Raw genomic sequence first — 20,126 nt, 5'->3', positions numbered from 1 at the left:
GAGAGGGTCAAGGAAACGGCCGTTAATTCCTCTGGACGAAGCAGGCAGACAGGCCCGCGGATTTCAAACTGTTGCAGGCCTGGTTCGCCTCTTCGAGCGAGCCGTAGGGCCCAGCGAAGGCGCGGTAGACGATTCCCTTGCCCTTGTCGGTCAGGTCGACCCGCTTGACCACCGGTGCGCGGGAGCCGAGCACGCTGCCGTACTTGCCCTGAAGCACCCGGTAGGAGGCATGAGCGCTATCCTCGGTCTGCTGCGAGGAGACCTGCACGACGTAACCGCCGCCACCGCTGCTCGCGGGCGCAATTTGCGTCGGATTGGTCGCAGCCATCCGCTGCGGCGGCTCCGCAGCCGGCGCCGATTGCGGCGCCAGCGAGAGCGGCTGATTGGCACTGGCATTGGCCGAGGTCGGCGGCGTGCGCGGTGCAGCGGGTGCCGCAACGGGCTTCGGTTGAGCTGCCGGCTTCGCGACGGTGGCGGCTTGCGACGCCGTGGCGTCGGTCTGATCGCCCTTCACAGCCACGGTCCTGATCGCGCGCGGCGAATTGTTCGGCAGCGTGCCGTTGCTCGGATTCGGTCCCGCACTCGACAACGGAATGCTGGACGGCGAGACGCTTGCGACCGGCGGCGGGTTCGCGTTCTGGTTCAGCGGCGGGAACACGACGCGGGGACCTCCCGCCTTGGCGTTGACGTCGACAGGCGCCTCCTCGCGCGGCACGATCTTCTCGGCGCCATCTCCGGTGACCATGCGGTCCGGCACCTTGGCCGAGGAGTCCGACGGCGCCGGCACGATTTTGGTCGGCGTGTTGTCGGCCTTGATGATCGGCGGCTCGCCGCTGCGGGGCGAGCCCACATAGGTCTTGTAGGCGAACGCAGCGCCGGTCCCGACCACGGCAAGAGCCAGGATCGCCGCGACCGTCATCATGCCGCCGCGCTGCTTCTTCGGCTCGTCGAGATCGGCCTCGGGATAGTCGCTCTGGAACGCGTAAGGATCGTCGGGATAGGCGGGATCGCGCTGGTAGTCCTGCTCGCCCGCCTCCAGTCGTCCGTAGAGCGCATCGTCGTAGCGCGCCGGATCGGGCTGCTGATAGGCTTGCTCTTGGTAAGCCTGATCGTGCTGCTGGTAGGCCTGATCCTGATAGGCAGGAGCTTGATAGGCCGGATCCGGATCGGCCTGCGGCTGACGAAAATCAGGTTCGGGCTCGGGCGCAGTCGGCTGGGCTGAATAACGATGCAGTGGATGAACCGGGTTTACGGAAGCGGGATAGGCAGGCTCAGCTGGCGCCGTCTGCGGCTGCACATTGGCGCGCCGCATCCATGAGGGCGGTCCGGGCGGCGGCGGGGCCTGCTCGGCATAGCCCTGCTGGTCATCGTCCTGGCGATAGTCGTCGTCCTGATAGCTCCGAGCAGGCGCAGGCGCTGCTGGCGGGTGCGCACCCGGCCGCCCTTGCGCTGCGAACGGATCGGTCTGCCCGATCAGGCGGGCAAGTTCGGCCAAGGGATCGCCGCTCCCATGCTGATCGCCACCGCGATAGTCATCGGAAGGAAACGGTCTGTCCTGATATCGTTCGGCCATCGTGATGATGCGTCCCTTCGGGAAAGCCGCGCGCCCCTCGACCAAGGCACGGCTTTCGACCCACAAGGCTTTCAACCAAGTCTAAGCGATCCGGCTTCTGCCGGTTACCCCCGAAATCCCTTAAGTAGTTCGCCCCAAACTACCGCATCTCGTCCGGAGCATGGACGCCGAGGATGGCGAGGCCCGATGCCAGGACAGAGACGACGCCCTGGACCATGGCCAGCCGCGCCTTCGTTAGATCTGCATCATTATTGATAATGAAGCGTAAATAGGGCAAGTCGCGCCCCTTCGTCCAAAGTGCGTGAAATTCACTCGCTAAGTCATAGAGATAGAAGGCAATTCGGTGCGGCTCGTGGGCGCTTGCAGCCGCTTCCAGCATGCGCGGAAAAATTGCGAGCCGCTTAAGAAGGTCGAGCTCAGCCGGATCCGAGAGCCGTTCCACCGCCGACTCACCGAGCCAGGCGACGCGCTTTTCCGTTTCCTCCGGGAGTTCCGAGAACACGTCGGCCCGAGCATTGCGGAAGATCGAATGGCCGCGGGCGTGGCCGTACTGCACATAGAACACCGGGTTGTCGCGCGACTGTTCCATGACCTTGGCGAGGTCGAAGTCGAGCACCGCGTCGTTCTTGCGGTAGAGCATCATGAAGCGGACGGCGTCCTGACCGACTTCATCCACCACCTCACGCAAGGTGACGAAGTCCCCGCTCCGCTTGGACATTTTCACCGGCTCGCCGTTACGCAGCAACTTCACGAGCTGGACGATCTTGACGTCGAGCGCCCCCTTGCCGGAGGTCGTCGCCTTCACCGCCGCCTGCATGCGCTTGATGTAGCCACCATGGTCGGCGCCCCAGACGTCGATCATCTCCGCAAAGCCGCGGTCGAACTTGTTCTTGTGGTAGGCGATGTCGGCGGCGAAGTAGGTGTAGGAATTGTCGGACTTGATCAGCGGGCGATCGACGTCGTCGCCATAGGCGGTCGCCTTGAACAGCAACTGCTCGCGATCTTCCCAATCCTCGGCCGGGGCCCCCTTTGGCGGCGGCAGACGGCCTTGGTAGATGTCGCCCTTGGCGCGCAGGAAATCGATGGTCTCGGCGACCTTGTTGTTGCCGGCGTCCTGCAGCGAGCGCTCCGAGAAGAACACGTCGTGGCGGATGTTGAGCGCGGCGAGATCGTCCTTGATCTCGTCCATCATCATCGCGATCGCCTTGGCGCGTACCGCCGGCAGCCACGCGCCCTCGCTCATGCCGAGGAGCTTGTCGCCGTGCTCTTTGGCCAGCGCCTGCCCGACGGGCTTCAGATAGTCGCCGGGATAAAGACCTTCCGGGATCGCGCCGATGTCCTCGCCGAGCGCCTCGCGATACCTGAGGAACGCGGAGCGTGCGAGCACGTCGACCTGGGCGCCGGCATCGTTAATGTAATATTCGCGCGTGACGTCACGGCCTGCGAACTCGAGCAGGCTCGCCAGCGCGTCGCCGAACACGGCGCCGCGGCAATGGCCGACATGCATCGGTCCGGTCGGGTTGGCGGAGACATATTCGACGTTGACCGTGGAGCCGCCGCGGACGCGGCCGTAATCGGCGCCCTCGCGCAGCACGGTCCGCAGTGCCTCGGCCCATGCGGCCGGCTTCAGCGTCAGGTTGATGAAGCCGGGACCGGCGACGTCGACCTTCGTGATCAGCGGGTCCGCGCGCAGCCGTTCGGCGATCTGCTCGGCGAGGTCGCGCGGCTTCGCCTTTGCCTCTTTCGCAAGCACCATGGCCGCGTTGGTCGCCATGTCGCCATGGGAGGCATCGCGCGGCGGCTCGACCACCACGCGCGAGAAATCGATGCCCTCAGGCCAGTTGGATTCCGCCGCGAGCGCGCGGCAGACGGCGTGCACGCGCGCGAGCACGTCGGCGAACAGGTGCAGTGCTGAGGATGTGTCGGGCATGGGCGCCGCCTAACGCAAATCCGGGGTCGAGTCAAAGAGCCGCTGGTGCTCGGTCAGGGCGAAACGATCGGTCATTCCGGCAATGAAATTCCCGATCCGGCGGGCCCGGTCGTCCTCATTGTCCACCTCCGCCCCCACCAGCCATTCCGGCGGCAGCTCGCCGGGCGATGTGAGGTATTTTGCGAACAGGTCGAACAGGATCTGTTCCGCCTCGCCCATCACCCGCATGACCCGCTTGTGGCGGTACATGTGCTGATAGAGAAAGCGCTTGATGGCGGTCTCCTCCTCGGCGACGGCGGCGGGGAACGCGATCAATGCCCGGCTCTGCTGGCGTACGTTTTGGGCGGATTGCGGTTTCACGGCCGCAAGGTTTGTCTGCGCCTCGGCGAACACGGCACCGATCAAGTGTGAGATCAGCTCGCGCACCAGCTCGGCGCCGCGCCTGACGTCTTCGAGAGCGGGGTAATGCGCAGAAGTCTCGGCGATGATCTCCGCGGTCAGCGGCATCACCTTGAGGTCGTCGAGGTGAAACAGACCCGCGCGCAGGCCATCGTCGATATCGTGGGCATCATAGGCGATGTCGTCGGCGATCGCGGCGACCTGTGCCTCCAGCGAGGCGAAACTCCACAATTCGAGATCGTAGGTCTTGATGTAGTCGGCGATGCCGACGGGAATGCCATGCTCGCGATAACGCCCGACCGGCGCACCGCTGCGATCGGTCAGCGGGCCGTTGTGCTTGACGATGCCCTCCAGCGCTTCCCACGTCAGGTTGAGCCCGTCGAATTCGGGATAGCGGTGTTCCAGCGCCGCAACGACGCGGAGCGTCTGGGCGTTGTGGTCAAAGCCGCCAAAATCCTTCAGGCAGGCGTCCAGCGCCCGCTCGCCCGCGTGCCCGAACGGCGGATGGCCGAGGTCGTGGGCGAGCGCGAGGGTTTCCGTGAGGTCCTCGTCCAGCCCGAGTTGCCGCGCCAGTGCCCGGGCGATCTGCGCCACCTCCAGCGAATGGGTCAGCCGGGTGCGGTAATGGTCGCCCTCGTGGAACACGAACACCTGGGTCTTGTACTTTAAGCGGCGGAATGCGGTGGAATGGATGACCCGGTCGCAATCCCGCCGGAACGGGCTGCGGGTCCGGCTCGGCGGTTCCGCGACCAACCGGCCGCGGCTGCGATTGGGATCGCAGGCATAGGGCGCGTTGGGGGCAGCCATTCCGACGGACACGGCGAATTTAGTCCCTATCCATTTGATTCTGCGTATGGTGGCACTTAACTATGCCGGACGCGGGATACCAACTGAATTGGGCAAGCGACCTTCAGGTGACTTGGTATGACCGCGGGGACTATCGGAGACGAACGATGACGACTGACGTGACCATCAGTGACAAGGCCGCACGCCGGATTGGGGAGATCCTCAAGGGCGAAGGGTCTGGCGCGATGCTGCGGATCTCGGTCGAGGGCGGCGGCTGCTCCGGCTTCCAGTACAAGTTCGACATTGACCGTGCCCGCACCGACGACGACCTCGTGATCGAGCAGGACAATGCGGTGGTGCTGGTCGATTCCGCCTCGCAGCCATTCCTGGCGGGGTCGCAGGTCGATTTCGTCGATGACCTGATCGGCGCCTCGTTCCGCGTCAACAATCCGAACGCTACGGCGTCGTGCGGCTGCGGGACCAGCTTCTCGATCTGACGACGCCGGCTAAGCGCCGGTGATCTGCCTTTCCTCGTCCGTCCAGTCCGCCTCGACCGGCATCTGCTCGGGCTGAAGCGGTGCGTCCTCCGACACCCATTGGCCGTCCAGCGCACGCAGCAGCGCCGTGACCAACGCAGGCTTGCGCAGCGGTTTGGCGAGGAAGTCGGACATCCCCGCCTCCCGGCAGACCTTGACGTCCTCGGGGAAGGCGTTGGCGGTCAGCGCGATGATCGGCAAGGCCGCGAAGCGTCCGCCTAGCGCACGGATCGCCCGGGTCGCGGCAAGGCCGTCCATCTCGGGCATGCGCACGTCCATCAGCACGATATCGTAATCGCCTTCGGACACGGCCGCGACGGCCTCGACACCGTCGGCCACGACGCGCAACTCGACATCGAAGGCACCGAGCATCTTGCTCACGACCATGCGGTTGACGGCGTCGTCCTCGGCGACCAGCACCTTCAGCGGTCGATCGAAGCCCGCGATGCGCGCCTTGAGATCGTCGGCTTCCTCGCGGCCTGCGTCGTGATCGGACGTTTGCACCTGGCTCCACGGCAGCACCAACGTGAAGCGGAAGGTCGAGCCTTCGTCCGGCGTCGAGGTGACGCCGATGGTGCCGCCCATCTGCTCGATGATGCGTCGGGAGATTGCAAGCCCAAGCCCGGTGCCGCCGAAGCGGCGGCTGATCGAGGCGTCAGCCTGGGCGAAGTCGGAGAAGAGCTGGCCGAGCTTCTCGGGGGCGATGCCGATGCCGCTGTCGGTCACGCTCCATTCGACGGTGGCGAGCAGATCGCGGCGGGCCTGACAGACGGCCGTGATCGTGACTTCGCCCTCGTCGGTGAACTTCACCGCGTTGGAAGCGAGATTGAGCAGCACCTGGCGGATACGCGCGACATCGCCGCGCAGCGTCGGCGGCAGGTTGGGATCGAGCTCGACCCTGACCGCGAGCCCCTTGCTCTTGGCGCTCGCGCGCACGACGGTCGCCACCGCTTCGACCAGCGCCTGCGGCGCGAAGTCGATCACCTCGAACGCGAAGCGTCCGGCCTCGAGCTTGGAGAGGTCCAGGATGTCGTTGAGGATGCGCTGGAGATTGTCGCCGGACTCGCGGATCGTGGTGACGGCTTCGTGCTGCTCCGGATCGAGTTTTGTCTCCAGCAGCATGCTGGCAAGCCCCAGCACGCCGTTCATCGGCGTGCGGATCTCGTGGCTCATCACTGCGAGGAAATCCGATTTGGCGCGGCTCTCGGCCTCAGCCTTTTCCGCGCGCCAGCGCTCGGTCACGTCACGGCCGAAGCCGCGGTAGCCGAGGAATTGACCGTCGCGGTCGTAGGCCGGCTTCGCAGTGAGCGACCACAGCCGCGCCTCGCCGCCTGCGACCACCTTGAGGTTCATCTCGTGCAGCGGTTCGGCGTGCTTCATCAGGCCGACGACGTTGTAGGCCGCGCTCTTGTCTTCGGGGCACAGCATGTCGAGCACGTCGGCGAAATGCGCGCCCTTCAGCAGCGGCAGCGGCAGCTGTGCGACGGCGGCGAAGCGCTCGGGCACGTCGACCAGATGCCCCTCGGCGTCGGTCTGCCACAGCCAGTCGCTGGCATTCTCCTGAAAATCCTTCAGCAACAGCGAAATGATCTCTGTCTGCCGCTCGAGCTCGAGCTGGGCCTTGAGATTGCCGAGGAACAGATTGCCTTGCGAGACGATGTTGCGCGCCATGAAGAACGCGAACAGCAGCAGGAACACCGCGGTCACGAGATACGGCCCGGTGCCGCACAACAGCAGCGCCGCGACGCAGGCGATCGTCGTCGTCGCGAGATAGACAAGGCCCGCGCGCGGGAAGGTCGAGAGCGTGAAGGCACCGCCGGACATCATACCGACCATCAGGCAGGCGAGAATGAGCTGGCTGGTCGGCTCGATGCGGCTGAAAAGCGCGACCGGCAGCGTGCCCCAGATTGCGGCGAGGAAAAACGCCTGCCGCAACATCTGCCGCGCGGCGCGGGGCGAGGCTTCCTGCGGCGGGCTTTGGTGGGAGCGCCGCCACGCGCGCACCGCGAGCGAGGCGGCGGTGGCGAGGGTCATGCCCCATATCGCGAGAAAGTCGTTCCAACCACGGCCCCAGAACAGGACCAGCACGACCGCGACGTTGAGCATGGTGACGGCCATCGTCACCGGGATCAGCCGTATCACTGCGTCGATCTGTTTGGCGCGGATGCGGCTCAGTTCGCGCTCGCTGAGACCGGCGGTCAGGCCGTCCTCGATCTCGTAGCCGCCGAGCCAGTACAGGAACGCGCCGATCAAGCCGTCGCGGGGCTCGGTTCGCATCATGGATTTGTCCGGCCGTCTTATCGAAAAACCTTTTCACGATCAATGGCCCAGGCTCGACTTAAGCCGGGTTAATTTTGTGGGAGATTTCGCAGCATCCTTGACGGGCGCGTTTGCATTTTGTTCTAACCATGGCCCCTGCCCGGAGCCGCCAAGATGCCCATCAGAATAGCCACCTGGAACGTGAACTCGGTCCGGCAGCGGATCGATCTCCTCCTGACCTGGCTGAAGGAGTGCCAGCCGGACATCGTCTGCCTCCAGGAGATCAAATGCGTCGACGAGGCCTTCCCGCGGCTGGAGATCGAGGCGCTCGGCTACAACGTGGTCACCCACGGGCAGAAGACGTTCAACGGTGTCGCCCTGCTCTCGAAGCTCCGGTTCGACGAGACCAAGTCGGGGCTGGCCGGCGACGACGACGACGCCCATGCCCGCTTCCTCGAAGGCGTGGTGACGCTCAAGTCCGGCGTGCTGCGCATCGCCTGCCTCTATCTGCCCAACGGCAACCCGGTCGGGACGGAGAAATATCCCTACAAGCTCAAATGGATGTCGCGGCTTCTTGAGTATTCGAAGGAGCGCCTCAAGACCGAGGAGCCGCTGATCCTCGCAGGCGACTTCAACGTCATCCCGCATGCCCGGGACGTCCATAATCCCGCCGCCTGGACCGAGGACGCCCTGTTCAAGCCCGAGACGCGGGAGAGTTTTCAGTCCCTGCTCGGCCTCGGCCTGACCGATGCGCTTCGGGCCGTCACCGACGAGCCCGGGCTCTACACGTTCTGGGATTACCAGGCCGGCGCCTGGCAGAAAAACCATGGCCTGCGCATCGACCATCTGCTGTTGTCGCCACAGGCCAGCGACCGGCTCGCCAATGTCGGCATCGACAGCTATGTGCGCAGCTGGGAGAAGCCGTCGGACCACGTGCCGGTGTGGGCGGACCTCGATCTCGAGGCGGCGTGAGGCCGCCTCAGCCCATCACTCCCGGCGGCCCTGCACCCATTGCTCCAGCATCTGCAGGCACATGGCGCGATCGTCGTCGGAGGCCTTTGCGAAGGCGCGGTTGTAGTTTTCCTTGATCCAGATCTCGTCGCTGCCTGCGCTGTCGCGCGCCAGCGTCAGCCACATCAGGCCGCGCGCAGCCTGCCGCGGCAGGCGGTCGCCGTTGAACAGCATCTGGCCGAGCAGCGCCTGGGCCTCGTGCTGGCCCTTCTGCGCGGCGAGCCCAAGCCAGCGCGCGCCGTAGCGGAAATCCTCGCGCGAAGCGTCCGGCGTCTTCAGGTACAGGCGGGCGAGATCGTATTGCGCATCCGCATTGCCGAAATAGGACGCGGCATAGGAGAACATCTCCCGCGCCCGCTCCTGGTCCGGCTTGACCTTCGAATTCGGGATGCCGCTGAGATAATAGCGGCCGAGCGCTACAAAGGCGTTGGCGACGATCTGCGCCTGCGGCGCCGACGGGCTGTCCTCGGCATGCGCGTTGGCGATGCGGGTGAAATACTCGAACGCACGCACATCGTCCTGGGCGACGCCGTCGCCATTGGCATACATGCGGCCGAGCTTCCACTGCGCGATGGGGTGGCCACCCTCCGCGGCATATTGCAAGGCGCTGAGCGACGTTTCTTGGGTCACGACCGCTGGCGGCACATTACGCACCTTGCCTGCTGCACCCGGCAAGCTCGTGACCACCGGGATGGTCGCATCCTTCGGGCTGACGGGGGCGCCGTCAAAGGCGAGCGCGGGCGCGGCCAGCGCAGTAGCCCCCAACACAAACGCAACGATGGTACGCCTAGATGTCCGCATAGCACTGTTTCTCGTGCGCGCCGCCCGGGTGGGTCACTGCCCCACCGAGCGCTGGTCCAACCTGCTGAGCATATTTCCAGAGCGCGCCCGTCGTGTGGTTAGTCGCGCGAGCGGTCCATTTGGTCTTGCGTTGGGCAAGCTCCTGGTCGCTCAATTTTACGTTAAGGGTACCGGCGACCGCGTCGATCTCGATGATATCGCCGTCCTCGAGCAGCCCAATCGGGCCGCCGATGGCGGCTTCCGGCCCGACATGGCCGATGCAGAAGCCGCGGGTGGCGCCGGAGAAGCGGCCGTCCGTGATGAGCGCGATCTTGCCACCCATGCCCTGGCCGGTCAGCGCCGCGGTGGTCTGGAGCATTTCCCGCATCCCGGGACCGCCCTTGGGCCCCTCGTAGCGGATCACGATGACTTCGCCTTCGCGGTAGGTGCGCTTCTGCACGGCCTCGAAAGCATCCTCCTCACGGTCGAAGCACCTGGCCGGACCGGTGAACCTGAGGTTGGACATTCCCGCGACTTTCACGATCGCACCTTCTGGCGCCAGATTGCCCTTCAGACCGACCACACCGCCGGTGACGGTGATGGGCTTGTCTGCCGGGTGCACCACGTCCTGGTGCGGATTCCACTTCACGCTTTTGAGGTTTTCGGCGATCGTTCGACCGGTGACGGTCATGCAGTCACCGTGGAGAAATCCGTTGTCGAGCAGCGTCTTCATCAGAAGCGGTATGCCACCTACTTCAAACATGTCTTTGGCGACATAACGGCCGCCCGGCTTCAAATCCGCGACGTACGGTGTCTTTTTGAAGATTTCGGCGACGTCGAACAGATCAAACTTGATGCCGCACTCGTGCGCGATTGCCGGCAGGTGCAGTGCAGCATTGGTCGACCCGCCGGACGCGGCGACCACGGCGGCGGCATTCTCCAGCGCCTTGAGGGTGACGATGTCGCGCGGCCGGATGTTTTGGGCGATCAGCTCCATGACCTGCTCGCCCGCGGTCATGCAGAAGGCGTCGCGAATTTCATAGGGAGCCGGAGCACCGGCCGAGTACGGCAGCGCCAGCCCGATCGCCTCGGAGACCGTCGCCATCGTGTTGGCTGTGAACTGGGCGCCGCAGGCACCCGCCGAAGGGCACGCCACGCGCTCGATCTCGTCCAGGTCCTCGTCCGACATCGCGCCGACCGAGTGCTTGCCGACGGCTTCGAACATGTCCTGCACCGTGACCTGCTGGCCCCGGAAATTGCCGGGCAGGATCGAGCCGCCATAAATGAAGATCGAGGGCACGTTGAGGCGGACCATCGCCATCATCATGCCCGGCAGTGACTTGTCGCAGCCGGCCAAGCCAACGAGGGCGTCATAGGCGTGGCCACGGATCGTCAATTCGACGGAATCGGCGATGCATTCGCGCGACGGCAGCGAGGAGCGCATGCCGTCATGCCCCATCGCGATGCCGTCGGTTACGGTGATGGTGCAGAATTCGCGCGGCGTGCCGCCGGCGGATGCGACGCCCTTCTTCACCGCCTGCGCCTGGCGCATCAGGGAGATGTTGCAGGGCGCGGCCTCGTTCCAGCACGAGGCGACGCCGACGAAGGGCTGATGGATTTGATCGGTGGTCAGACCCATGGCGTAGAGGTAGGACCGATGGGGCGCGCGCGCAGGGCCTTCCGTCACGTGACGGCTCGGCAGCCTCTGCTTGATGTTGCTCTTCGCGTCCATCGCCAACCAGTTTCCCCGGCCAACCCTTTCAGACCCGAAAAATCAGAGCCAAGATTTTAATCGACCTTTTGAATCGACCTTGGGGATTTCCCGTCGCCTTCCAGGACCACCGCTGCCGCTAAAACATTCGAGTGATTTTATTCATGTTCAGGTGTGGCCAAAAAGCGGCGTCGATGCGAACGGACAGAGATGATGGTTAAATCGGTGGCGGGTGTTGCATGGACGGCACAATCGTGGCCTGGAGGACACGGGCGGGCGTACCAAGATACTCCCGCTGGGAGGACGATCCACAACTTGAGATTTAGCGGCTCGCAGCTATGCCCAGTTTCGGCCCGACGCCAAGGCGCAGCCAGGATGAGTCGCACTCTCACATTCCCACCGCGTGTCCGAGACACGCTGCAAAGGCGCTGCGCAGCGTCCGGGGTATGTGGAGGAGAGTGAGGCCCACACTCTCTCCACATCGTCATTGCGAGCGCAGCGACTTGTCCGCCGAAGCTTTAGCGAAGGCGGAAGCAATCCAGAATCCCTCCGCGGCGGCAGACTGGATTGCTTCGCTGCGCTCGCAATGACGGAGCAAGGGGCCAGCATCCTCATCCTCCAAATGCAGGCTCGACTAGCAGATGCAGCTTCGCGTTCTCGCGGCGCGTTTCGCCCGAGCTTTGCTTGGTCACTCCACCCTCTTGTCCAAGAGGGCGCAGGGAAGGCCGGGTGCGGCTGGCACCCGCGGTCCGCTGCGCGAAAAGCACACGCAGAAAACCGCACAGCAGCATACCTCGCTCTCACAGAAGTGCCGACACCGAGCCGGTTGACGCGAATGCCGCATCCGCAAGAGCTTGACCGTAGCAACGACGGCCAGGACAACACGGTTTTGCCGCACGCACGGCTCGCCATTTCGCCGCAGTTTTTCCAGCCTTGTCGACGGAGCCGGAAACTTACAGACGAGACGAAGCCTAGCAGCGCCGCTCGTCGGAACGAAGCCTCGGGCTCACGGAGAGCAATCCGCCCTGCCCTTGGCCTCTCGTACCCAAACGCTGCCGCGTCCACCGCAAGCCCGGCTCGCGAACATGACGATCACAAGATCGCCCCTCAAGGATGAGCCGGGATGGGCGACACATACGCCAAAACCGAATTTCGGTAAAGTAGAATATTTTGGACGCGCCGGCTTGACACGGACGTGTCGAGAATTGGTCAGATGTTTTGCCCGACGGACAACCGCGACAGCTTCGCGGCGCCTGGCCGTTCGGCTTTGTCGAGACGGTCTGGACGGCGGTCGCCTTGCGGCGCTGGGTCCGTCATCGCCATGACTAGACCTCAGCGCCTCACCTTCTTGTTCCTTAAACGGGCGGGCTACGCTCGCCCTCTTGCGCGCTGGGCCTGAGCCCAGGCCGCGGTGACGTCGCGCGGCGGGACGTCGACGCGCCGGATCGGCGTCAACTCGCCGGAGGCTGAGATGATCGCAGTCTCCTCGCGGCGGCAGCGCGGGCACACGAAGCGGACCTCATTTGGCGAAGCCGACCAGCTCGAACGTTTCACATTGGCCGCCATCGGCCAGGCCGCGCAATGCGAGCATGACACCAGGAACCGACCGGGATCGAGCATACCCATTCCAAAGGACTCCGCGTCCTGCCATCCCTTCAATGATTAACCTATGTGAATCGTTCCGGTGCCAAAACACCGTCAAGACACCGTCAAGACACCCTCGCGGCCCCAAACCAGGAGGCTGATCGGCTCAGTGGGCGCCCTTGAGCGTGCATGACGTGCTGCAGGTGACCGTGTTGCCGTGGTCGCACGCCTTGCAGGCGGCAACGCACTGGGCCATGTCGCGGGGATTGAAGGAGGTGTAGTTCCGCATCGCGCAGACCGGGGTCGAGCCGGTGATGTCCTGCTCCTGGTTGCAGGCGGCCGTCATGAGTCCAAACATGATGACTGCAAGGAGGCGCATGGGATCGCCCTGTGAGGCACGACAAAACAATCTCGCGAGGCGCGCTGCACCGCAGCGAGCCCCGGCGATTTCCACAGCGGAAAATCGCCGCAGGCGTCCCCGCATCTGCACTGAGGATGCGCGCCAAGTGTTAAGAACGGATTGCCGGCGTCAGGCCGCAGCCTTGCTCGCGATTGCCTGCCGCATGTCCACAGCCAATTGGCGGTACTGCTCCGAAAGCTTCAGATAAAACTCGCGTTTGGTGCTGTCGGTGGCGAGCCGGGCAATCAGCTCGCATTCGGCGGTGAGCGTCTCGAAGCGTTCGAGCCTGTTCTCAAGTTCTGTCATCGGCGTGTCCCCGTCAAACGCCTCAAGGACACCAAACCTAAGCCCGGGAAATAGGTCACGGCGAACATCGTTATCGAGTAGAATCAATTTTTCCGCGCGGCCGGCTATTTCTGCTCCAACCGCCATGCGCCGTCCCAGCCCTCGTCCGGCGGATTGGCCTCGAACCGCGTGATACGGGTAAGCATTGCCCGCGACGGGCCGTCGCCGGGAACGGCTTCAAGTGCCGCGTTGAAGGCGGTACGGGCCTCGTCGAAGCGGCGGACGCGATAGGCGGCGAGGCCACCGGCGTAGTGCGAACGCAGGCTCTCATGCGCGGCAGTGAGCGCGCCTCCCCGGCCCATCACCTCGAAAATAGTTTGCGGCACGCTCTGGCCGGCGACCGCAAGACGATCGACTTCGCGCAATTCGAGGTGCGAGCCGATCGCATCCGCCGTCGCCTGCGAGATCAGAATACGGGTACCATAGGTCTTGTTGACGGCTTCGAGCCGCGAGGCAAGGTTCACGGCGTCGCCCATCACCGTGAAGCTCATCATCAGCTCGGAGCCGATGCTGCCGGTCAGGACCTCGCCGGTGGCGATGCCGATCCGCAAGTCGCACGGCACCGGCATGGCGCGGATGCCGAGGAGATCCGGGAGCTGCTTCTGGAGCGCGGGCACCTGGTCGGCCATGTCGAGCGCGGCGAAGCAGGCAAGCTGAGCCTGCTCCTCCTCCTCGATGAAGGGCGGGCCCCAATAGGACATGATGGCATCGCCGATATATTTGTCGATGATGCCGCGGTTGCTCCTGATCGGACCGGACATGACGGTGAAATAGTGGTTCATCACCCTGACGAGACCGCGCGGGGTCATGCCCTCGCTCATCGAGGTGAAGCCGCTCATATCGCAGAACATGATGGTCATCACCCGGCGCTGGCCGTCGATGGCGACCTCCGGCCGGTCTATCAAGCCCTGAACCACCTTGGGATCGATATAGCGGCCGAAAGTCTCGCGGATGCGCTCGTTCTGGCGCAACTGCTCGACCATGCGGTTGAAGGCGGCAGCGAGCTCTCCGATCTCGTCCTGGGTCGAGACGGTGATGGTCTTGTCGAAATGGCCTGCCTCGACCTCGCGGGTGCCTGCCAGCAGCAGCCGGACCGGTCGCGTGATCCCGGTGGAGACCATGATTGCAAAGGCAAGTCCGACGATCGCCGCGAGGATGGTCACGATGCCCGAGACGATGATCGCCTGGCGCTGATGGCGGATGACCTGCGCGGTGCTCACGAACACCTGCGAGAGCATCTCGGCGCGGATCGCATCGATCCGCTGGGTGAAGAGATCGCGGAGCGCGTCCACATGGACGAGCACGTCGCGCGTGGCCGCAAAGTCCTTGGCATCGAGCAGCCGGAGCAGCTTGGCGTCCTCCTCGTCGAGTTCGCGGCGAAGCTCCCTGACTGCATTCTCGATGCGCGTCTCGATCCGGGCGAGTGCCGCGTTGTCCGACGGTGTGCTCTCATCGTCGATGATCGCGTTGATCAGCTTTCGCGCGGCTTCGGCCTCCTGCTCGACCTGGGCGTCCGTTTCCCTGAAGATCTTCAGCCGCGCCGCAAAGCCCTCCTCGTCCGGCGGCGTTTGCATTTTGGCGATCACCATGCGCCGCATCGCCAGCGCCCGCTCCAGCGAACGCACATTGGACCGCGCCAGGTGGCCGTAAGCCGGAATATACCGCGCGGTCAGCTCATCCAGGAGATGGCCGACGCGGCTCGACATCACCATCGACAGGATCGCGGTGACGACCATCAGGATGATGAGGCCGAGCGCAATCCCGACGATCTTGCGCCGGATCGACTGGTTGAAAATCGGCATGGGCGCGGGACAATGGGCTGAAGGGAAAAGGCCTTGGAACCCAATACATCGGATTTGCCGCCGGGAATACGCGCAATTTGGCCGCTTGTGGCGTCCTGAACCGCCGCAATCTCGACCCGGCGTTGTACAGGTTCCCTCGCTCCATCCGTATTTCGCCGCATTGTTGGAACAGCTTGAGGATGCGAAACAACGTCGTGTCACCATTTTTGACGCCGTTTTGATTCTCGAGCCGCATCTCGTCGCGGACTTTGGTTTGTACTGGTTTCGCAGGGGGACCACGGAATGAACCAGTGCCTACGCTCGCTCGCGTGTGTCGTTGCCGTGGCCGCTTTGGCCTTCATCCCTACAGAGCTGGCAGCGAAGAGCAGTCACAAATCGTCCGCGCCGAAGAAGACGCATGAGGCGAAAGCCGGCAAGCAGCGCCACGCCTCCGCCGGCAAGGCGCGGCACGGCAAGCATGCCGAGGCCAAGCGCAAGTCGAAGAAGCAGGAGGACGCCCCTTCAGACAAGCCGGCAGCCCCGCCGCTGACCGGCGATCTCGCCGCGTTGAAGGATGCCATCGATCTCGCACGGAAGGGCAAGACCGAGGACGCGGGCGCGGCGCGCGACCGCATTGCCGACCCGGCGGGGCAGAAGCTCGCCGACTGGTTCATGCTGCGCCATTCCGAAAGCACGGCGAATTTCAAGCGCTACGCCGCCTTCCTCGCCGCCAATCCGGACTGGCCGAGCAGCGCGCTGCTCCGCCGCCGTGCCGAGGCGCGGCTGTGGCAGGAGAAGGCCGACGCGGCGACCGTGCACAAATTCACGATGGACCGGCCGACCAGCCCCAAGGGCAAGTTCGCACTCGCCCGCGTGCTGATGACCGAGGGCGACAGCGACAGGGCCGCGCGTCTGGTGCGCAATGCCTGGCGCATGGACGAATTGTCCGAACGCAGCGAGGAAGATTCCTACGAAGCGTTTCGCGATCTCCTGACCAGTGAGGATCATCGTGCCCGCATGGACAAGCGCCTCGGTGCCAAGGACTATGCGGGGGCGCGGCGCGCAGCCAAGCGGCTCGGCGAGGATGCGCTCGCGATCGTCAAGGCCTGCGCCGCGGTCACCGTCAAGGCCAGCAAGGCCAAGGATTACCTCGATGACGTCTCAGCCGAGGCGCGCCGTGACCTCGGCTATGTGCTGTGCCGCGCGCAATGGCATCTCCAGAATGACCGCATCGACGACGCGGCCGAGGTGATCCTGGCCGCCGCGCCCGATACGATGGCGGCGCAAGACACCGACGCCTGGTGGCGCGAGCGCCGCCTGCTCGCGCGAAAGCTGCTCGACCAGGGCAAGTTCAAAACCGCCTATGACGTAGTGCGCTCGGCGGCCGTGCCCGCGATGGAAGTCTATCGCGTCGACTATCACTTCATGTGCGGCTGGATCGCGCTGCGCTATCTCGACGATCCCAAGGCGGCGATGACGCACTTCGCCGCGATTGACGAAGGCTCCGCCAACCCGATCGCGCTGTCGCGCGCGCATTATTGGCGCGGCCGCGCGGCCGAGGCGATGAACGCAACCGCCGATGCGCGCCTGAGCTATCAGGCAGCGGCGCGCTATCCGACCGCCTATTACGGCCAGCTCGCCCGCGCCAGGCTCGGCCTCGACCGCATCGAGCTGCGCGCGCCCGCGCTCGTGCTGGCGGCAGTCGACGCGCCGCCTGCGGACGAGCGCGTGCGCGCCGCCGACATGCTCTACGGCGTCGGTGAGCGCGACATGGTGTTTTACTACGCCGAGGATTTCGCCAAGGAGAGCACCGACGTGGCGGCACTCGAAGCGCTCGGCGAGCTCGCCGGCCGGCGCAACGATGCGCGCGTGATGCTGGAGGTCGGCAAGTCGGCCCTGGCGCGCGGGCTCGCGCTCGATCACTACGCCTTCCCGACCATCGGCATCCCTGAACATAAGCAGGTCGCGCCCGCGATCGAACCCAGCGTGATCTATTCGGTGGCACGCACCGAAAGCTCGTTCGACCAGCGCGACAAATCGGCCGCCAACGCAGTCGGGCTGATGCAGGTGACGCCGGAAGCGGGCCGCGACACCGCAAAGCGCTTCGGCCTGACCTACGACTGGGATAAGATGGTCTCCGATCCCGTCTACAACACGCAGATGGGCGCGGCCGAGCTCAGCGCGCTGATGTCGGAATACCGCGGCAACCAGATCATGACCTTCGCCGGCTACAATGCCGGCCGGGGCCGCGTGCGCGAATGGGTGCAGGCGCGCGGCGACCCCAGGGATCCCAAGGTCGATCCGGTCGACTGGGTCGAGCGCATCCCGCTGTCGGAGACGCGCAACTACGTCCAGCGCGTGATCGAGAACGTGCTGGTCTACCGCGCCCGGTTCGAGGGCAGCGGCATGATCGCCGGCAAGAGCGATCAGCGCGTGGTGACGAAGGATGCGGCGGCCGTAGCGACGCCGGTGGGGTTTACGGGGACGGAGTGATATCCGCCAACACCGGCTCTATCCCCTCATCCTGAGGAGCCTGCGAAGCAGGCGTCTCGAAGGATGAAGGGCCCAGCTGCGCCCGCGGGTATCCTTCGAGACGGCCGCTTTGCGGCCTCCTCAGGATGAGGTCGGAGGGTGTGGCGCACAAGCGCCGCGCCGCCTCAATCCACCTTGATGTTCGCCGCCTTGATCATCGGCCACCACTTCGCGATCTCCGCCTTCTGGCGCGAGCCAAGCGCTTCGGGCGTGAGCTGATCCTGCGGCGTCATCTCCAGCCCCTGGCTTTCGAGCTGCTTCTTCACGCCGGGATCGTTCAACGCTTCCACGGCCGCGGCATTGAGTTTGGCGACGATCGCCTTCGGCGTGCCCTTCGGCACCCACATGCCGGACCAGAGCGTCATGTTGAAGCCCTTCAGGCCCGCCTCCTCCGCCGTCGGGATGTCGGGCGCCGAGGACAGGCGCTTGTCGTCGGTGATGGCGTAGGCGCGAATGGTGCCGGCGCGGACCTGGTTGATGGAGTTCGAGGTCTGGTCGACGATGACGTCGATCTGGCCGGCGATCAGATCGTTCAGGGCGGGCGCGGTGCCGCGATACGGCACGTATTGCAGCTTGATGCCGGAGACGCTCTCGAAATAGACGCCGGCGATGTGGCTGCCCGAGCCCGCGCCCGCGGTGCCGGCGGTCGGCGGCGACGGCCGCGACTTCAGCCAGTCCAGCAGCTCCTTCAGCGAGGTCGCGGGCACCGCGTTCTTGCTGACGACGATCATCGGATTGCTCGGCAGCAGCACCACCGGCTCCAGGTCCGCGACCAGATCGTAATTGAGCTTGTAGACGGCGCCGTTGGCAACGTGGGTGCCCAGATGGCCGAATGAGATCGTGTAGCCGTCGGGGGCCGAATGCACGGCACGGCCGACGCCGATCGAGCCGCCCGCGCCAGTGACGTTCTCGATCACCAGCGGTTGCCCAAGCGATGTCCGCATCTGCTCGGCGAGCACACGCGCCATCGCATCCGACGGCCCGCCCGCCGCGAAGGGGACGATGATGGTGATGGGACGTGAAGGATAGTCGTCGGCGCGCGCGGCGCCTGCAACAGCGAGAATAGCAATTAGCGTAGCCCAGGCGGCCTTCATTGTCTTCTCCCAACGATGTCATTGTTGTTTTTGTCTCTTCCCGCGTACGGGAAGAGGGATCGTTCGTGAAGAGACGAAATGCCGCGCTAGAACTGCGAATAGTCGATCGGCTTGTGGCGATCGAGCGTGCGGTTGACCGGCGGCAGCGGGTATTTCAGGCCGGTGGCGCAATTGAACAGCATCACGCGGTCACCCTTCGAGACGCGTCCGTCGGCGAGGCTGTCCTTGTAGGCGGCGTAGGTCGCAGCGCCTTCGGGGCACAGCAGCAGCCCCTCCTCGCGCGCGACCTCGTTCAGCGCCGACGAGATCTTGTCGTCGTCGACAGCGATGGCAAAACCCTTGCTCTCGCGCACCGCGCGCAGGATCAGGAAGTCGCCGATCGCCTGCGGCACGCGAATGCCCGAAGCGATGGTGTGAGCGTCCTCCCACCGCGTGGCATGCTCGGTGCCGGCTTCGTACGCACGCACCATGGGCGCGCAGCCGGAGGCCTGCACCGCAACCATGCGCGGGCGCTTCGAGCCAATGAAGCCGATCTTCTCCAGCTCGTCGAAGGCCTTCCACATGCCGATCAGGCCGGTGCCGCCGCCGGTGGGATAGAAGATCACGTCGGGCACGTCCCAGCCGAGCTGCTCGGCGAGTTCGAGCCCCATCGTCTTCTTGCCCTCGATGCGGTACGGCTCCTTCAAGGTGGAGGTGTCGAACCAGCCGACTTTCGCCTTGCCCTCGCCGACGATCTTGCCGCAATCGTCGATATAGCCGTTGACGCGGTAGACGGTCGCGCCCTGAAGCTCGATCTCGCTGACGTTCACCTCGGGCGTATCGGCCGGACAGAAGATCGTGGTCTTGATGCCGCAGGAGGTGGCATATGCCGCGAGCGCCGCGCCGGCATTGCCGTTGGTGGGCATCGCCATGTGCTTGATGCCGAGCGCCTTGCCCATCGACACCGCCATGACGAGGCCGCGCGCCTTGAACGAGCCGGTCGGCAAGCGCCCCTCGTCCTTGACGATGATCTCGCCGCCGCCGAGCTTTGCGCCGAGCTTGGGCAGCCGGATCAGCGGCGTCGTGACCTCGCCGAGCGAGACGATATCCTTGCATTTTCGCACCGGCAAGAGCTCGCGATAGCGCCACATGTCGGCGGGGCGCTGGCTAAGCGCATCCTTGGTCAGCGCTTTCTTCACGCCGGCAAGGTCGTAGCGCACCAGCAAAGGCTTGCCGGCCTTGGAGAGGTTATGGACCTGGTCGGCGGCGTAATGGTCGCCCTCCATCGCGCATTCGAGATGGGTGACGAAGGTCGGGCGTTCGATGGTGAGGTTGTCGTTGTCGTGCATGGGGTGGTTTCCTTCTTGTTTTGCAAACAGATCCCTCCGCTCGTCAATTGCGAGCGCAGCGAAGCAATCCAGAATCT

16 protein-coding genes are annotated in these 20,126 nt (G+C 64.8%); 4 read left to right on the top strand and 12 right to left on the bottom strand.

Annotation, left to right across the window (positions count from 1 at the left end; translation table 11 throughout):
• Window positions 1-22: 22 nt before the first annotated feature.
• The 3 genes from IVB48_RS04095 to IVB48_RS04085 form a co-directional block, all read right to left on the bottom strand.
• Entirely contained in the window at window positions 23-1,573 is a 1,551-nt protein-coding gene (locus IVB48_RS04095) for an SPOR domain-containing protein (protein WP_247398176.1), read from the bottom strand.
• A 139-nt stretch (window positions 1,574-1,712) separates the two neighbouring features.
• On the bottom strand, window positions 1,713-3,503 hold the full coding sequence (gene argS, locus IVB48_RS04090; protein WP_247397664.1) for an arginine--tRNA ligase: 1,791 nt from the start codon (window positions 3,501-3,503) through the stop codon (window positions 1,713-1,715).
• A 9-nt stretch (window positions 3,504-3,512) separates the two neighbouring features.
• Window positions 3,513-4,721 carry a deoxyguanosinetriphosphate triphosphohydrolase gene (locus tag IVB48_RS04085; RefSeq protein WP_247397663.1) on the bottom strand — a complete coding sequence of 403 codons (1,209 nt, stop codon included), beginning with the start codon at window positions 4,719-4,721 and terminating at the stop codon, window positions 3,513-3,515.
• Window positions 4,722-4,855: 134 nt separating this feature from the next.
• Between IVB48_RS04085 and erpA the strand changes: the two genes are divergently transcribed.
• Window positions 4,856-5,185: an iron-sulfur cluster insertion protein ErpA gene (gene erpA, locus IVB48_RS04080; RefSeq protein ID WP_007610737.1), complete on the top strand. Its 330-nt coding sequence runs from the start codon at window positions 4,856-4,858 to the stop codon at window positions 5,183-5,185.
• A gap of 9 nt (window positions 5,186-5,194) precedes the next feature.
• On the opposite strand, the gene IVB48_RS04075 is transcribed toward erpA, so the two are convergent.
• Window positions 5,195-7,504: an ATP-binding protein gene (locus IVB48_RS04075; RefSeq protein ID WP_247397662.1), complete on the bottom strand. Its 2,310-nt coding sequence runs from the start codon at window positions 7,502-7,504 to the stop codon at window positions 5,195-5,197.
• A 153-nt stretch (window positions 7,505-7,657) separates the two neighbouring features.
• On the opposite strand from IVB48_RS04075, the gene xth reads away from it, so the two are divergent.
• A complete protein-coding gene (gene xth / locus IVB48_RS04070) occupies window positions 7,658-8,455 on the top strand; it encodes an exodeoxyribonuclease III (protein ID WP_247397661.1) in 798 nt (265 codons plus the stop codon).
• A 15-nt stretch (window positions 8,456-8,470) separates the two neighbouring features.
• On the opposite strand, the gene IVB48_RS04065 is transcribed toward xth, so the two are convergent.
• The 6 genes from IVB48_RS04065 to IVB48_RS04040 all read right to left on the bottom strand — a co-directional run bounded on the left by IVB48_RS04065 (window position 8,471) and on the right by IVB48_RS04040 (window position 15,116).
• The gene (locus IVB48_RS04065) at window positions 8,471-9,295 is read right to left on the bottom strand and encodes a tetratricopeptide repeat protein (protein WP_247397660.1); all 825 of its coding nucleotides are present in this window, start codon (window positions 9,293-9,295) and stop codon (window positions 8,471-8,473) included.
• A complete protein-coding gene (gene ilvD / locus IVB48_RS04060) occupies window positions 9,282-11,006 on the bottom strand; it encodes a dihydroxy-acid dehydratase (protein ID WP_247397658.1) in 1,725 nt (574 codons plus the stop codon). The genes IVB48_RS04065 and ilvD overlap by 14 nt, the downstream gene beginning before the upstream one ends.
• Before the next feature lie 1,347 nt (window positions 11,007-12,353).
• The gene (locus IVB48_RS04055) at window positions 12,354-12,611 is read right to left on the bottom strand and encodes a hypothetical protein (RefSeq protein WP_007590640.1); all 258 of its coding nucleotides are present in this window, start codon (window positions 12,609-12,611) and stop codon (window positions 12,354-12,356) included.
• A 124-nt stretch (window positions 12,612-12,735) separates the two neighbouring features.
• Window positions 12,736-12,948: a hypothetical protein gene (locus tag IVB48_RS04050; protein WP_027567097.1), complete on the bottom strand. Its 213-nt coding sequence runs from the start codon at window positions 12,946-12,948 to the stop codon at window positions 12,736-12,738.
• A 150-nt stretch (window positions 12,949-13,098) separates the two neighbouring features.
• A complete protein-coding gene (locus tag IVB48_RS04045; protein ID WP_247356404.1) occupies window positions 13,099-13,401 on the bottom strand; it encodes a hypothetical protein in 303 nt (100 codons plus the stop codon).
• Window positions 13,380-15,116 carry an adenylate/guanylate cyclase domain-containing protein gene (locus IVB48_RS04040; RefSeq protein WP_247397656.1) on the bottom strand — a complete coding sequence of 579 codons (1,737 nt, stop codon included), beginning with the start codon at window positions 15,114-15,116 and terminating at the stop codon, window positions 13,380-13,382. The genes IVB48_RS04045 and IVB48_RS04040 overlap by 22 nt, the downstream gene beginning before the upstream one ends.
• Here IVB48_RS04040 and IVB48_RS04035 point away from each other — a divergent pair.
• Complete coding sequence (locus tag IVB48_RS04035) at window positions 15,103-15,402, top strand: hypothetical protein (RefSeq protein ID WP_247397651.1); 300 nt, start codon at window positions 15,103-15,105, stop codon at window positions 15,400-15,402. The two genes, IVB48_RS04040 and IVB48_RS04035, sit on opposite strands and share 14 nt — an antisense overlap.
• Window positions 15,399-17,588: a lytic transglycosylase domain-containing protein gene (locus tag IVB48_RS04030; RefSeq protein WP_247397648.1), complete on the top strand. Its 2,190-nt coding sequence runs from the start codon at window positions 15,399-15,401 to the stop codon at window positions 17,586-17,588. Before IVB48_RS04035 ends, IVB48_RS04030 begins: the two co-directional genes overlap by 4 nt.
• Window positions 17,589-17,752: 164 nt before the next feature.
• Here IVB48_RS04030 and IVB48_RS04025 read toward each other — a convergent pair whose 3' ends face one another.
• Window positions 17,753-18,721, bottom strand: a complete 969-nt coding sequence (locus IVB48_RS04025) for a tripartite tricarboxylate transporter substrate binding protein BugD (protein WP_247397645.1) — start codon at window positions 18,719-18,721, stop codon at window positions 17,753-17,755.
• 86 nt (window positions 18,722-18,807) lie between these two features.
• Window positions 18,808-20,049, bottom strand: a complete 1,242-nt coding sequence (locus IVB48_RS04020) for a threonine synthase (RefSeq protein WP_027567101.1) — start codon at window positions 20,047-20,049, stop codon at window positions 18,808-18,810.
• Window positions 20,050-20,126 lie beyond the last annotated feature (77 nt).

It is taken from the genome of Bradyrhizobium sp. 76 (genome assembly GCF_023073025.1).
GTDB lineage: Bacteria > Pseudomonadota > Alphaproteobacteria > Rhizobiales > Xanthobacteraceae > Bradyrhizobium.
The sequence above is the reverse complement of the archived record's forward strand: the minus strand, read 5'-3'. Positions and strand labels throughout refer to the sequence as shown.